The 12768-nt window shown below is 64.0% G+C and carries 12 protein-coding genes; 2 read left to right on the forward strand and 10 right to left on the reverse strand.

Going from position 1 to position 12768, the window contains the following annotated elements; all coding sequences use genetic code 11:
* Nucleotides 1-275 precede the first annotated feature (275 nt).
* Entirely contained in the window at nucleotides 276-1607 is a 1332-nt protein-coding gene (locus NFJ07_RS07595) for a hypothetical protein (protein WP_269993503.1), read from the forward strand.
* A 140-nt stretch (nucleotides 1608-1747) separates the two neighbouring features.
* Nucleotides 1748-2545, forward strand: coding sequence for a hypothetical protein (locus NFJ07_RS07600; RefSeq protein WP_269993504.1), 798 nt, complete (start codon nucleotides 1748-1750; stop codon nucleotides 2543-2545).
* A 247-nt stretch (nucleotides 2546-2792) separates the two neighbouring features.
* Here NFJ07_RS07600 and NFJ07_RS07605 read toward each other — a convergent pair whose 3' ends face one another.
* From NFJ07_RS07605 to NFJ07_RS07650, 10 genes are all read right to left on the reverse strand, one after another.
* Nucleotides 2793-3896 (reverse strand): NADH:flavin oxidoreductase, encoded by a 1104-nt coding sequence (locus NFJ07_RS07605; RefSeq protein WP_269993505.1) that lies wholly within the window; start codon nucleotides 3894-3896, stop codon nucleotides 2793-2795.
* A gap of 62 nt (nucleotides 3897-3958) precedes the next feature.
* Nucleotides 3959-4330 carry a DUF2255 family protein gene (locus NFJ07_RS07610; protein ID WP_269993506.1) on the reverse strand — a complete coding sequence of 124 codons (372 nt, stop codon included), beginning with the start codon at nucleotides 4328-4330 and terminating at the stop codon, nucleotides 3959-3961.
* Nucleotides 4331-4405: 75 nt separating this feature from the next.
* Nucleotides 4406-5383, reverse strand: a complete 978-nt coding sequence (locus NFJ07_RS07615; protein ID WP_269993507.1) for an aldo/keto reductase — start codon at nucleotides 5381-5383, stop codon at nucleotides 4406-4408.
* Nucleotides 5384-5430: 47 nt separating this feature from the next.
* Entirely contained in the window at nucleotides 5431-6627 is a 1197-nt protein-coding gene (locus NFJ07_RS07620; protein ID WP_269993508.1) for an MFS transporter, read from the reverse strand.
* A gap of 46 nt (nucleotides 6628-6673) precedes the next feature.
* Nucleotides 6674-7672 (reverse strand): sugar phosphate isomerase/epimerase family protein, encoded by a 999-nt coding sequence (locus tag NFJ07_RS07625; RefSeq protein WP_269993509.1) that lies wholly within the window; start codon nucleotides 7670-7672, stop codon nucleotides 6674-6676.
* Nucleotides 7673-7808: 136 nt separating this feature from the next.
* On the reverse strand, nucleotides 7809-8909 hold the full coding sequence (locus NFJ07_RS07630) for an alpha/beta hydrolase (protein ID WP_269993510.1): 1101 nt from the start codon (nucleotides 8907-8909) through the stop codon (nucleotides 7809-7811).
* A 3-nt stretch (nucleotides 8910-8912) separates the two neighbouring features.
* Entirely contained in the window at nucleotides 8913-10133 is a 1221-nt protein-coding gene (locus tag NFJ07_RS07635; protein WP_269993511.1) for a Gfo/Idh/MocA family protein, read from the reverse strand.
* Nucleotides 10133-10867: a sugar phosphate isomerase/epimerase family protein gene (locus NFJ07_RS07640; protein WP_269993512.1), complete on the reverse strand. Its 735-nt coding sequence runs from the start codon at nucleotides 10865-10867 to the stop codon at nucleotides 10133-10135. The genes NFJ07_RS07635 and NFJ07_RS07640 overlap by 1 nt, the downstream gene beginning before the upstream one ends.
* Nucleotides 10868-10909: 42 nt before the next feature.
* Nucleotides 10910-11803: a carbohydrate ABC transporter permease gene (locus tag NFJ07_RS07645; protein WP_269993513.1), complete on the reverse strand. Its 894-nt coding sequence runs from the start codon at nucleotides 11801-11803 to the stop codon at nucleotides 10910-10912.
* On the reverse strand, nucleotides 11803-12765 hold the full coding sequence (locus NFJ07_RS07650) for a carbohydrate ABC transporter permease (RefSeq protein WP_269993514.1): 963 nt from the start codon (nucleotides 12763-12765) through the stop codon (nucleotides 11803-11805). Before NFJ07_RS07650 ends, NFJ07_RS07645 begins: the two co-directional genes overlap by 1 nt.
* Nucleotides 12766-12768 lie beyond the last annotated feature (3 nt).

Genomic DNA, 12768 nt, shown 5'->3' on the forward strand with positions numbered 1-12768 from the left:
AGTCTAGACGACTTGCGCCGCCCGTAAGCCGATCCTTTACCGGACGCCAGCGCGTTGGAGCCTTTCGGATGCTTGCCTGGTGTGCGCCTACAAGGCGATGGGCGTAGCCAGCTCTACGTCGCGCGCTGAAAGGCAGCGCTTTTTCAGTTCACCATGTTCAATTGGTTCTCGTGGAACCTCTCGAAGATGCCTACACCAATGCCACCGTCATTTTGCGCCCGGCGCGGGTCGCTGTTCTGTTCCGCGGTGGTGATCATTGGCGCTCGTCGGCTCGCTTGGCGATCTCCGTTACCGGAAAGTATTGGGGTGGAGCTGGGTTCATTCTTGTCCCTTTCAAAGATGACGGGACGGTTGCCCCTGAAATTATTGACGTTGTTGCGGCTTATGATCCTGACCACGTAGTTACCGTGCGCCTGCCGCTCAGCGAGATGGAGCGAGTAAATCCGGGGTTTGTCGCCCTTCGCTCCGAGGATGGCAAACTTCTCGTCGAGGCTGAGGAACGCAGGTCCTATCTGGCTCGCCCCTATGTTATTGACCTGCCTGTACAGGACTCCGCGGCTTTGAAGGCCCGGGCTTTCGTGGCAGCGGCGTGTACCCCGTTTCGTTACGGCGGTCCGGATGAAGTTCAAAGGGAGAGCATCGAACACCTGGATTTCGAGGTGGGCGCACGACCCGGCCGGCTCATTGCCGCGGCACGTCCGATGCCCTCTGAATCGGTCGTTCTTGCCGGTTCGGAGACTTGGACGGGGTCGGCGTCGCTCTCCCTCGCGATCCGCACAGGAATGCTGCCCTTCGCGCTCGAGAAAGACCAGGATGAGCGCGAAGAACCTGATGAGGCCCAGATGATGAGGCTCGCTCTCGACCCCGATAGGTGGTCCAGGAAAGCGCCAGGTGGTCTCGTGGAGAGAATGAACGTAGGCGGGGCATCAACCGGGGAAAAGACATATTTTTGGTGTGACGAGCCGGACGGCGGCTTGACCACACTGCGGTATCGTTTTTCGATCGACGGCGGCGCCGTTGTTGTTGGTGACACCGCTGAGGATTTCGCGCTGGCTTACGCGTACGAGCGTCTGCTCGGCTTTGGCGTCTGGCTCAGCTCCGAGATGCTGACGAACGAAACCGTTGCCCGCACAATCCGGTTAGAACTCGCAAATGCAGGGATGCGTGTCCAGGGGTGGGCCGGCCGCCTCCTATTGTCCTCAAGCTCACTCGATAGAGCAGAATTGACGGGGCTTACGGAGGTGCTGTGTGGGGACAGCTGGGATGCTAACCCCTTCCCTGCCGCTTCCACTGACGCGATCGGAAGAAGCAAAAGTTTGCCTGACGGGGTAGAACTTGGCGTGCCTGAACTCCGCCTAGGGCTCCATCAAATGGCCGTGGCGGAGCCGCCTGAGACGCAACTCTCTGTCCCTGTCTCGGTTGCCCAGGACGGCACCACGTTTATGCGCGCACCGCTCGCAACCCCGCAGCCCGTGGCACTAATAAGGCCAAAGAACGAGCCAGTGAGGCCGTACTGGTATATAGGCGTGAACTTCTGGGAGACGTCCATGCCACACGGTCGAGGGTCCCACAGATTTTCGTTCAACCAGAGCGGCAGCCTTTCATAAATAGCGAGGTCAGGAGCAGCAGGGACGGGTTTGTCTTCCACTCCCAAGCCGGGGGACTTATTGGGGCCGGGGCCTCCTTGACGAGCCAGATTCCACAACCCAGGCTCAAGATTCTTGGCATGCAACCTTGGGTGCAAGCCATGGCTAATCAGGCAGGTCTTGAGGCAAAGTCATCTGTCCCTGGAATGCATGCCCAGCTCCTGGCCCGTCGACTCGGGGGAAGGCAGGCATTGGCTGCGATGGTTTCGGGGCCGTTTCACCCTGCCCTTAGAAGGTTCGCGTCAGGCGATCCGAAAAACCCGGCGGAGCGTACGAGCAAAGTCTTCCCTCTGAGGGACGGAGTTGCACTCGGGTATGACCCATATCCAAGGTTCGAAGCGCTGTGCAGGTCCGTTCCGGGACTGCGAGATGAGGATGTGCGAAGTTGGATCGATCAGCTTGCACAGGCCGATCTCCTCCGGCGTGGATTTATCCTTGATTGCTCCGACTGCACGCGGCCCTCGTTCGTGGGGATCGATCAGATCGGGCAACGTTTTCTCTGCGTCAGGTGCTCTGCAGTAAATGAGCTGACAGCTACACGGTGGAAAAATGACGGCAACGAGCCTGCCTGGTTCTACGACCTACACGCATCGTTCAGGGAGCTTATGACGACCCACGGGGATGTTGGGCTGTTCGCAGCCCAACACCTGAGAAGGGAAACCTGGGAGTACTCAGACACTTCGGAAATTGAGTTCCTCGCCGCCGGCACTGGCAAACCGGTGGCAGAAATGGATCTGATTGCGCACGTCAACGGTGAAGTCGTGGTCGTTGAAGCGAAGTCCAACGGGAAATTGGGAAACAGCCCAAGAGAGGCACGCTCCGCGGCGAAAAAGAAGATCGATATCGCCCGCTGTTCGCAGGCCCGTCAATTGCTAAATTCATCGATTAACGGCCGATAGGCACCCATACGTCGTCCTCCTGTCTCGGAAGCGGAATGGCCGTTCATCGAGGCAGACTTAGCCAGGACGCATTCCGCCTACGTTGGGCAGCGAGGCCGACTCACCCGGTTGGGCTGGCCCCGTAAGCAAGAAATTGGGTTCTAGAAGGCCGTGTATGAATCCTTATCAGGTCTCACGGCGAAGCCGGTTGGACGGTTCTGACCCCGATGAGGCGAATCGGGGGAGGTCCTTGGACCATGGCAATGGATCACTTGGAGGCCAGAACGGTATCGGGGGCGACGAAGTCGTCCCATCCTTCCCTCATGTAGTTGATGAAGGCCGGGCTTAGGCCGGCCTCTTCGAGGTGGGTTTGTGTGACCGGGAGTTCGGGGGAGCGGTGGTCGTGGTCGTGCTGGACGCGTTTGGGGAATCCGGGTTGGAGGATTGCGGCGCGGCCGATCATGACGAAGTCGCAGCCGGTTTGGAGGGCCGCGGCGGCTTTTCGTGCGCTCATGACTTTGCCTGATGCACCGAGTTTCACGTTTCCTCGCGGGAGGTCGGTGAACAGGCTGAGCAGGGTGCGGCCCTTGAACTCGTCTTCGTCGGTGGTTTTGTCGATGTCGTGGAGGGCCATGTCGAGGTAGTCGATGGATCCTGTGTGGATGGCTTCCGCCGCGACGTCGCGGATTTCTGCGACTTGAAGTCCGAACCGTTCGGTGGAGAGACGTAGTCCTAGCTGGAAGTCGGGGCGGCAGGCGTTCCGGATGCCTTCGATGATTTCGAAGATGAGCCGGGAGCGCCCTTCGAGTGTCCCGCCGTAGGGGTCGGTCCTGGTGTTGAGGGTGGGGGAGAGGAATTGGGCCAGGACGTGGCCGAATGCGCCGTGGAGTTCGACCCCGTCAAAGCCTGCCGTGTCGGCGCGCTGCGCGGCCGTGATGAAATCATCGCGCAGATGCTCGACCTCTGCCGTGGACAGTGTGCGTGCGCCGTCGGCGATGTCGCCGCTCGGCCCGGCGGGTATGCCGTTGACGCCACCCAGTGCGCGCGCCCCGCTGTGGTGGAGTTGCACGGAGGAGACTGAGCCGCCCGCGCGGATGAGGGCGGCGAGCCGGGCCAGGCCTTCCACGTGGCGGTCGTCGTAGATGCCCAGCTGTCCGTGGAAGCCCTTCCCTGCACGCTGGACGTTCGTGGCGCAGGTCATCGTCATCCCGTATCCGTCCCGGGCGCACCGTCCGATCCAGGCAATGTCGTGATCCGAGACCGTGCCGTCCTCGTTACTCTGTTTGTTCGTGAGGGGCGCGAGCAGGAGCCGGTTCTTCAATTCGGGGCCGCGGGTGAAGGCGAGGGGCTGGAAAAGATCCGGGACATTCATTCGGTTAGGCTCCGTTTCCGTGGGCGGGGCGGCGTCGGTTTTGGCGGCCGGTTTTTGGGAGTTCAGCGCGGAGAGATTTTGACGGTCGCGGATTTCGGTCCGTCGCCTTGCATGATCGGCACGGCGGAGCTCCCGGGGTATTTTTTCTCGTAGGCAGCATCGATGAGGTCGTCGAGTTCGCGGCGGGCAGGTTCGAACGTCACCTCGTGCTCGGCACCGGCGACGCGGATCCGTCCTGCTTGCTGGCGTAGGGCAGCCTGGTACCAACGGGAGTCCGGGCCATTGGCGGCACGGACGTAGACGTCGCCGCGTACGACGAGGGACCAGACCTGGGTCGGCGTTCCGTAGGTGACGCCATCCTCGCGGAAGGGGGATACATAAAGATCCTCGTTCTCGGCAATGGTGCGGAGGTCTTGTGGCGACCAGGAGGTCATGTTTGGTCCAGCTTTCTGTTGGGTGAGTGCGTCCGGCGCGGCGGCGGGGCGCCGCGCCGGCAACGGATGTTGGATTCAGAACCAGGTGGGTTCGCGTCGTGCGTAGGGCTTTTCGATGGCTGCGAGTTCATCCTCGGTGAGGTCCAGCTCGAGGGCCGCTGCGGCGTCGGCCAGGTGGTGTTCCTTGGTTGCCCCGACGATGGGGGCGTTCACTACCGGGTTCTTCAGCACCCAGGCCAGGGCGACCTGGGCCATCGAGACCCCGCGGGCCTGTGCGATGCGTTCGATCGCGTCGACGATGTCCCTGTCGCTGTCGAGCCAGAGCGGGTTCCCGTTGAAGTCCACGTCCGCGTTGGTCTTTGCCCGGTCGGTGCTCTTGTCGCCCCAGGGACGGGCGACGAAGCCGCCGGCGAGCGGACTCCAGGGGTTGCTGCCGACGCCCTGGTCCGCGAGCAAGGGGAACATCTCCCGTTCTTCTTCGCGCATGATGGGGCTGTACTGGTTCTGCATGGAGATGAATTTCGTGAAGCCGTGGGTTTCGGCGGCGTGCTGCATCTTGGCGAATTGCCAGGCGAACATGCTCGACGCGCCAAGGTAGCGGGCCTTGCCGGCCTTGACCACGTCGTGGAGTGCTTCCATGGTTTCTTCGACCGGGGTTTCGGGATCGTAGCGGTGGATCTGATAGAGGTCGATGTAGTCGGTGCCGAGCCGGGTGAGGGAGGCGTCCACCTGTTCCATGACGGCCTTGCGGGAGAGCCCGGATCCGCCGGGGCCCTCGTGCATGTGCTGGTGGACTTTCGTGGCAAGGACGATGTCGTCACGGCGGGTGAGTTCCTTGATTGCGCGGCCGACGATCTTCTCGGAACCGCCGAAGCTGTAGATGTTGGCGGTGTCCCAGAAGGTGATGCCCAGGTCGAGGGCCTGCCGGAAGAACGGTGCAGCAGCGTCGTAGTCGATCGCCCATTTCTCCCGGGATCCGTCTCCGTAGCCCATGGTTCCCAGGGAGATGCGGCTGACCTTCAGGCCTGATGAGCCCAGACGTGTGTATTCCATTTGTGCTTTTCTCCTCGTGTTTGATTCGGTGCGTTGCACCGGGGTAGTCAGATCTGAGTGGTTGTCGGGGTGTGGCGGGGCAGGAAGCGGCGCAGGGGAATGCGTAGGGCCACGGACACGGCGGCGAAGACAGCTCCGGTGACCGGGACCCAGGCCACGCCGAGGGCCTCGACGGTGAGCCCGCCCAGCGCTGCGCCCAGGGCGATGCCGAGCTGGATGGCGAGGACGGAGATGCTGGTGACTGTGTCGGGGGCCTCGTGGCCGACGACGAGGATGACCTGCTGATCGAACACCGCCGCGGCGGAGTATCCGGCTCCCCAGATCCCCAGGAGTACGACGGCGAACGAAAGGTTCACGGGCAGTACGCCCAAGCCGACGAGGCCGGCGACGATGAGCGTCGGGGCGGCCAGGAGCCCTGCGAACAGGGCCCGCCGTGGCACCCGTCCGGCCAGGGCTACGCCGGCCAGGCCGGCGATTCCCAGGACGGCGATGCCGGCGCCGACCATTTCCCCGAGACCCGCGTGTTCCAGGAACGGGGCGATATAGGTGAGGACGGCAAAGTGGGCCAGCAGCATGACAGCCCAGCCCCCCACAATCAGGCCGACTCCGGGCAGGCGGGCTGCCCGGGCGATGGAGAGCGGCCGTTTGGTGTCCGGGCTCACCTGGGGAATCGTGAGGAAGGCAAACACTGCCAGGGCCGCGCTCACCCCCGCCAGGATCAGGAACGCGGTGCGCCAGCCCCATGCCTGGCCTAAAAGGGTTCCCAGCGGTGTGCCGACTGCCAGGCCCAGGCTGGTGCCGGCGAAGACGATCGCCATCGCCCGGGGCGCCCGCGCCGGGCTGGTGACCCGGCCGACCAAGGGGGCCATGGTCGCCCACAGCAGACCGTGCGCAACACCTGCCAGGACCCGCCCGGTGATGGCGATCGGAAGGGTCGGGCTGAGGGCGATGAGGACGTTGGCGGCCGCGAAGACGGACAGGATCGCCGCGAACAGTACCCGTCGCGGGACGCGGAGCGTGAACCGGGTCAGGGGCAGGACGGTAAGGACGATCGCGGCCGCGTACGCCGAGGTCAGGGACCCGGCCCCGGCGATGCCGGTGCCAAGGTCCGAGGCGATGCGGGTCAGCAACCCCGAGGGCAGAAGTTCGGTGGTGACGCTGGTGAAGCCGCACAGGCTCAAGACCACCAAGGGCAACAAGGAAGAACGGGTGCCCGCAGGCGGGGTGGCTGTGGTGGTCACCATGGGTGGATCCAATCGATTGCAGAGACGGTGTTCCGTTTGAGACGTGTTAGTCCTGGCTGAAGGCGGCGTCGAAGCTGGTTTGGGAGGCGGGGTAGTCGTATTTTTTGAGGGCGGCGAGGGCTTCGGGGGCGCCGTGGAGGCGGTCCATGCCGGCGTCTTCCCATTCGATGCTGATGGGTCCGGTGTAGCCGATGGCGGTGAGGGCGCGGAAGGAGGATTCCCAGGGCACGTCGCCGCGTCCGGCGGAGACGAAGTCCCAGCCGCGGCGGGGGTCGCCCCAGGGCAGGTGGGAGCCGAGGACGGTGTTCCGGCCGGTGGGGCGGAGCTTGGTGTCTTTGCAGTCCACGTGGTAGATCCGGTCCTTGAAGTCCCAGATGAAGGAGACGGGGTCGATGCCTTGCCACATGAAGTGCGAGGGGTCCCAGTTCAGCCCGAATGCTTCCCGGTGCCCGATCGCTTCCAGGGTCCGGACGGTGGTCCAGTAGTCGTAGGCGATCTCGGAGGGGTGGACTTCGTGGGCGAAGCGGACCCCGCATTCGTCGAAGACGTCCAGGATGGGGTTCCAGCGGTCGGCGAAGTCCTGGTAGCCGGCCTCGATGACCTTCTCAGGGACAGGCGGGAACATCGCGACGTATTGCCAGATCGAGGAACCGGTGAAGCCGACCACGGTGTCCACGCCGAGGGCCTTGGCGAGGCGGGCGGTGTGTTTCATTTCCTCGGCGGCGCGTTGGCGGACGCCTTCGGGGTCCCCGTCGCCCCAGACCTTGGCCCCGACGATGGCCTGGTGGCGGAAGTCGATAGGGTCATCGCACACGGCCTGGCCCTTGAGGTGGTTGGAGATGGCCCAGACCTTCAGGTTGTACTTGTCCAGGATGGCGAGTTTGGACTCGACGTAGCCGGGTTCGTCCCAGCGCCAGGCGTCCAGGTGGTCCCCGGACACGGCGATTTCCAGGCCGTCATAGCCCCAGCCGGAGGCCAGGCGGGCGACTTCCTCGAAGGGCAGGTCGGCCCACTGGCCGGTGAACAAGGTATACGGGCGGGGCATTGGTTCTCCTTGCAAAAATTTTCGGGGGACTGCACTTGGCTGCTCGCCGGCGAACTACCGCGAACGGCGGGTTGGACCCGTGCTCTCGGCGGTTGTCCTCACTGACTACGAGCAGATCCAACATGGTGTCCGACCTTTATGCGCTATTTGATGCCGGTTGCGGGGTTGCCGGGGGTGCGTTGTCGGCGGGGGTCGCGGCGGCGAAGTTTTCGATCAGGTGCCGGGATCCGTTCGGGTCATCGGGTTCCACGATGCGGGCGATCCACCGGGCTACTGCTGCTTCGTGGATTTCGCCGATGCTGGAGTTGGCTGCGAAAAGCGTGTAGGCGTGGGTGCCGCCCGGGATGACGTGGAGTTCGCAATCGCCGCCGTCGCGCCAGATCGCGGACGCGAAGGCAACGTCTTCGTCCCGGAAGGGTTCTGCCGAGCCGACGGTGATCAGTATCGGCGCCAGGCCGCCGAGCCAGGGTGCCCGGGCCGCCGCATCGTAAGGTGAGACGTCGTCGGTGCCCACGGCGTCGCCGAGGACAGCTTGCCAGCAGACCTTGTTGCTGCGGGTGGCCCACAGCCCGAGGTCCTCGTATTGGCGGGCGGATACGGTGTCATTGCGGTCATCGATCATCGGGCAGTTCAGCCACACGCCTTCGAAGGAGGGGCCCCGCCGGTCGCGGGCCAGCAGCGCGACCCCGGCTGCAATACCGCCGCCGCCGCTCATTCCTGCGAGCACGACACGTTCGGGGTCGAATCCCAGTTCGCCCGCATGCTCCACGACCCAGGAAGCCGCTGCGTAGGCGTCTTCGACCGGAACCGGGGCCGGGAACTCCGGGGCAAGCCGGTATTCGATGCTCACGAGGGTCCCGCCATGCTGCTGGACCCACGGCAAGACAACGCTGACGTCAAGAAACCGGTCGCCCAGGACCATGCCGCCACCGTGGATGAAGATGAAGCCCGGACCGGTTTCGGCGTCGCCCGGGCGCCGCCACACACCCGCTTTGCCCAGGTGGCCGTTGTAGCCGGGCACCTCGATATCGCGGTGTTCGAGCCCGAAGCGGTCGAGGGTCTGCGCGTCTTCTCCTGCATGGCCACGATGAACGGGTATTTCCTCAAGCTTCAGCGCGGTCCAGGAAAGCATGTCGCTGGCGGTTTGGATCTGGGAATGGAACGGCGGGCGGGGGGTCTCGCCGAATTGATCGCGACCGCGAGCCGGTGCGGTCATCGGCGGCAAGTTGTGGTTCATGGTTCACTTTCTTGATGGGACAAGTGCTGCGTGGGCGGCCTGTACGTCGGTGCCGGGCACTGTTTTAGGCGCCGGCGTCGTCAGTCCCCGGGGGACAGGGGTGATGGTGCTTTTGTTTTTCGCTGATTCTTCGACGGCTGCCAGGACGCGCTGGACCTGTAGTCCTTCCTCGAAGGAAGGCGAGTGGGCGGTGCCGGTGCTAATGGCGGTGAGGAAGTCCCGGATCTGGTGGGTGAAGGTGTGTTCCCAGCCGATGACGTGGCCCTGGGGCCACCAGGCGTCCAGGTAGGGGTGTTCGGGTTCGGTGACCAGGACCCGGCTGAATCCCTGCTCCCGGGCCGGAAGCGTTGCATCGAGGAAGTGGAGTTCGTTGATGGATTCCAGGTCAAAGGTCAGCGCGCCGCGGGTTCCGTAGATTTCGATCTGCAGGCTGTTCTTCCGGCCGGCCGCCACGCGTGAGGCCTCCACCGAGGCCCCCACCCCGCCGGTCAGTCCCAGGGTGGCCCAGGCTGCGTCGTCAACGGTGACGTCCTCCATGCCGTCCGAGCCGGGCCTTTGGGTCACGAATGTCCTCAGCACCCCGGTGGCTTCGATGACGCTTTCGCCGGTGAGGTGTTGGATCTGGTCGATCGCGTGGGAGGCGATGTCGCCCAGGGCGCCGGTGCCGGCCGTTTCGGCACGTAGCCGCCAGGACATCGGCGTTTCGGGATCAGCGAGCCAGTCCTGCAGGTACGAGGCCCGGACGTGCCGGACCGTGCCGAGCCGGCCCTCCGCGATCAATTCCTTCGCCAGGGCCAGGGCGGGGACGCCCCGGTAGTTGAAACCGACCATCGACTGGACCCCGCGTTCGCGCGCGGTGCGGGCTGCTTCGGTCATGGCTTCGGCTTCGGCCAGGGTGTTGGCGAGCGGCTTTTCGACGAGGACGTGCTTGCCGGCCTCCAGCGCCGCGATGGCGATTTCGGCGTGCATCCAGCCCGGGGCGCAGATATCCACGATGTCGATGTCATCGCGGGTGATCACGGTGCGCCAGTCGGTGGCTGATTCGGCCCACCCGTATTTGGCTGCGGCGCCGGCCACCTGGGCGGCGTCCCGGCCCACGAGGACTTTCCGTTCGAAGGCCGGGACGTCGAAGAAGCTGGCCACGTTCCGCCACGCGTTGGAGTGGGCCTTGCCCATGAACGCGTAGCCGATCATTGCCACGCCTAAGGGAACGATGCGGCTCATTAGACCCTGCCTACGTTCAGGAAGGCGAGGCTCTCTGCGATGCCTTCGAAGATGTCTCCGGCGTAGTCATCGAACTCCACGACGCCCACTTCCAGGGACGTCGCGGCAGCAACGACGTCGAGCACCGGGACGGTGCCCTGGCCCGCCGGCAACTGGGCCTTGGTGTCCGTGGTGCCGGGGCCGTCCTTGATGTGGATGAACTTCACGCGGTCACCGAGGCGGGCAAGCAGTTCCACCGGGTTCTGGCCGCCGACGGCAGCCCAGTAGGTGTCCACTTCCAGGACCAGTTCCGGATCCAGCAGGCCTTCGAAATACTCCAGGGCCGTCCGGCCCTCGATGATGGACTCGAGCTCCCAGGCATGGTTGTGGTAGCCGACGCGGATGCCGTATTCGGCACCCTTCTTCGCGGCGGCGTTGAGCTTTGCAGCGGTGGCCTGGATGTCTTCGGCGTTCTGCCAGTGCTCGGCGGGCAGGTACGGGTCGATGACCGTGCTGATGCCGAGTTCCTTGGCGGCTGCGAAGATCTCGTCCTGGTCCTGGCTCAGCAGCGGAGCGTGGCCGGACGGGGCGCGCAGGCCGTTCTCTTTCAAAGCGGCGCCGAGTTCCTTTGCCGTGGCCACGAAATTGTAGGGTTCAACCTGCGTGAAACCGATCTCGGCAACCTTCTTGATGGTGCCCGGCAGGTCTTCCTGGATGGCGTTGCGCAAGGTGTACAGCTGAATTGAGTAGGTCATTGGGTCTCCAGGTGCTGACGTTTTCAAGGTGTGGGAGGGAGGCTATTGGCCGGCGAGGGATCCGCCGATGCCGCCGACGCTGAAGTATTTGTTCAGGCCGGCAAAGACGAGCACGGGAGGGATCATCATGACCAGGGCCACGGCCATGACGGAGCCCCAGTCCGTCGCGTTTTGCTGGAAGAAGGTCTGTACGCCCATCGGGAGGGTGAAGGTCTCGTTGGAGCGCAGGAACACCACTGCGACGAGGTAGTCGTTCCAGGCCAGCAGGAAGGAGAAGATCGCGGTGGACAGGATGCCGGGCAGGGAGTTGCGCAGCACGACCCGGGTGAATGATCCGAATACGGAGCAGCCGTCGATCCAGGAGGCCTCTTCGAGGCTGATCGGGATGGAGTCGAAGTAGGCGGCCATCATCCAGGTGGCCACGGACATGGTCGAGCCGACGTAGATGATCGTGATCCCTACCAGGTTGTCCACCAGCCCCATGCCTGCGAAGAGGATGAACAGCGGGACCACGGAGGTGATGATCGGCAGGGACTGGATGACGAACAGCAGCAGGGAGTATCCGGAGACGAGTTTGCCGCGGCCGCGGGAGAGGACATATCCCGCCGGGGCGGCAACGGCCACGGACACCAGCACCGTCGTCAGGGTCGTGATCAGACTGTTCTGAAGCCAGGTTCCTACGAGTGTCTTTTCGAAGACGGTGGAGAAGTTCTCAAGGGTGAAGCCGCCGGTGGCGGTGCTATTGGCGCCGGGGGTGAACGCGAGTGCGACGGTGACCATGATGGGGATGAGAACGACCGCGGTGACTGCCAGGATCAGGGTGAAACGCCACCACCGCCCCCGGTTGCCGGCGTCGGCCACAGCGGAACGGGACTTTGCCGGTCCCCCTGTTGCGGCAGCCGGGGCGGCCTGGTGGGTGTGAAGGACGGTGCTCATTATTCGGTGCTCGACTTTCGTATCTGCCGGTACAGGACGACGGAGACAATGACCAGGGTCATCGTCATGAGGAAGGCGATGGCGACGCCTGGCCCGGTCTGGAAGTTCTGAAACACCATGCGGTAGGCGAGGACCACCAGGGAGGTGGTGGCGTCGACGGGCCCGCCGCCGGTGAGCAGGTAGATGGTGGGGAAGTCGTTGACGCAGAAAATGGTCATCAGGATCCAGCTGATGTAGGTGGAGCGTGAGATCAGCGGCAGCGTGATCTGGGTGAACTGCTGCCACTTGCTGGCGCCGTCCATGCTCGACGCCTCGTACACGGTGTTATCCACCGAGGCCAGGGCCGAGGAGATCATCATCATCATGAAGGGGAAACTGATCCAGACTTTGAACAGGCACACCGTGATGGCTGCCAGCGTCGGGTCGGCGAGGAAGAGCGGCGTTCCCAGTCCCAGGGCGTTGAACAGGGCGGGCACGGGGCTGGTGGGGGTGGCGGTCAGCCAGTTCCAGGCCGTGGAGGACACCACGATCGGCACCACCCAGGGCAGCAGCAGAAGGACCTTGAAGAGGCCGTTGGCGGGGATTTTGGTGCGCAGCACCAGGGCCAGGGCCAGGCCGATGAGCCAGGAACCGAAGACGCCGACGAGCGTGAAGACCAGGGTGAACCTGGCGGCCTTCCAGAACGGTTCCGAGGACAACACGCTGGAGAAGTTGTCCAGACCGACGAAGGCCCCTGTGTCCAGTAGGTTCCCGTTATGGAGCGCCTGGATTCCGGCGTAGATGAGCGGGTAGCCATTGATGAGCAGCAGTAGGAGGACGGAGGGAAGTATCAGGAACGCGAAGGTCCTGCCGGTCTGCCGGGACAGTGTGCTTTGTTTCCGGGCGGTTCCGGCGGGTCCGGAAGCTCCGCCTGGCCCGACGCCTTTGCGGGCCCGGGCCAGGGATCTGGTGGTGGTAGTCATGGT

Origin of the sequence: Arthrobacter sp. B2a2-09, assembly GCF_027587375.1 — a bacterium.
Classification (GTDB): Bacteria; Actinomycetota; Actinomycetes; order Actinomycetales; family Micrococcaceae; genus Arthrobacter.

Excerpts from the sequence above, each read along its gene's own strand:
- NFJ07_RS07645 (WP_269993513.1), bottom strand. The coding sequence starts at position 11,803 with ATGAGCACCGTCCTTCACACCCACCAGGCCGCCCCGGCTGCCGCAACA.
- NFJ07_RS07610 (WP_269993506.1), bottom strand. The coding sequence starts at position 4,330 with ATGACCTCCTGGTCGCCACAAGACCTCCGCACCATTGCCGAGAACGAG.
- NFJ07_RS07620 (WP_269993508.1), bottom strand. The coding sequence starts at position 6,627 with ATGGTGACCACCACAGCCACCCCGCCTGCGGGCACCCGTTCTTCCTTG.
- NFJ07_RS07630 (WP_269993510.1), bottom strand. The coding sequence starts at position 8,909 with ATGAACCACAACTTGCCGCCGATGACCGCACCGGCTCGCGGTCGCGAT.
- NFJ07_RS07635 (WP_269993511.1), bottom strand. The coding sequence starts at position 10,133 with ATGAGCCGCATCGTTCCCTTAGGCGTGGCAATGATCGGCTACGCGTTC.
- NFJ07_RS07625 (WP_269993509.1), bottom strand. The coding sequence starts at position 7,672 with ATGCCCCGCCCGTATACCTTGTTCACCGGCCAGTGGGCCGACCTGCCC.
- NFJ07_RS07600 (WP_269993504.1), top strand. The coding sequence starts at position 1,748 with ATGGCTAATCAGGCAGGTCTTGAGGCAAAGTCATCTGTCCCTGGAATG.
- NFJ07_RS07640 (WP_269993512.1), bottom strand. The coding sequence starts at position 10,867 with ATGACCTACTCAATTCAGCTGTACACCTTGCGCAACGCCATCCAGGAA.
- NFJ07_RS07650 (WP_269993514.1), bottom strand. The coding sequence starts at position 12,765 with ATGACTACCACCACCAGATCCCTGGCCCGGGCCCGCAAAGGCGTCGGG.
- NFJ07_RS07605 (WP_269993505.1), bottom strand. The coding sequence starts at position 3,896 with ATGAATGTCCCGGATCTTTTCCAGCCCCTCGCCTTCACCCGCGGCCCC.
- NFJ07_RS07615 (WP_269993507.1), bottom strand. The coding sequence starts at position 5,383 with ATGGAATACACACGTCTGGGCTCATCAGGCCTGAAGGTCAGCCGCATC.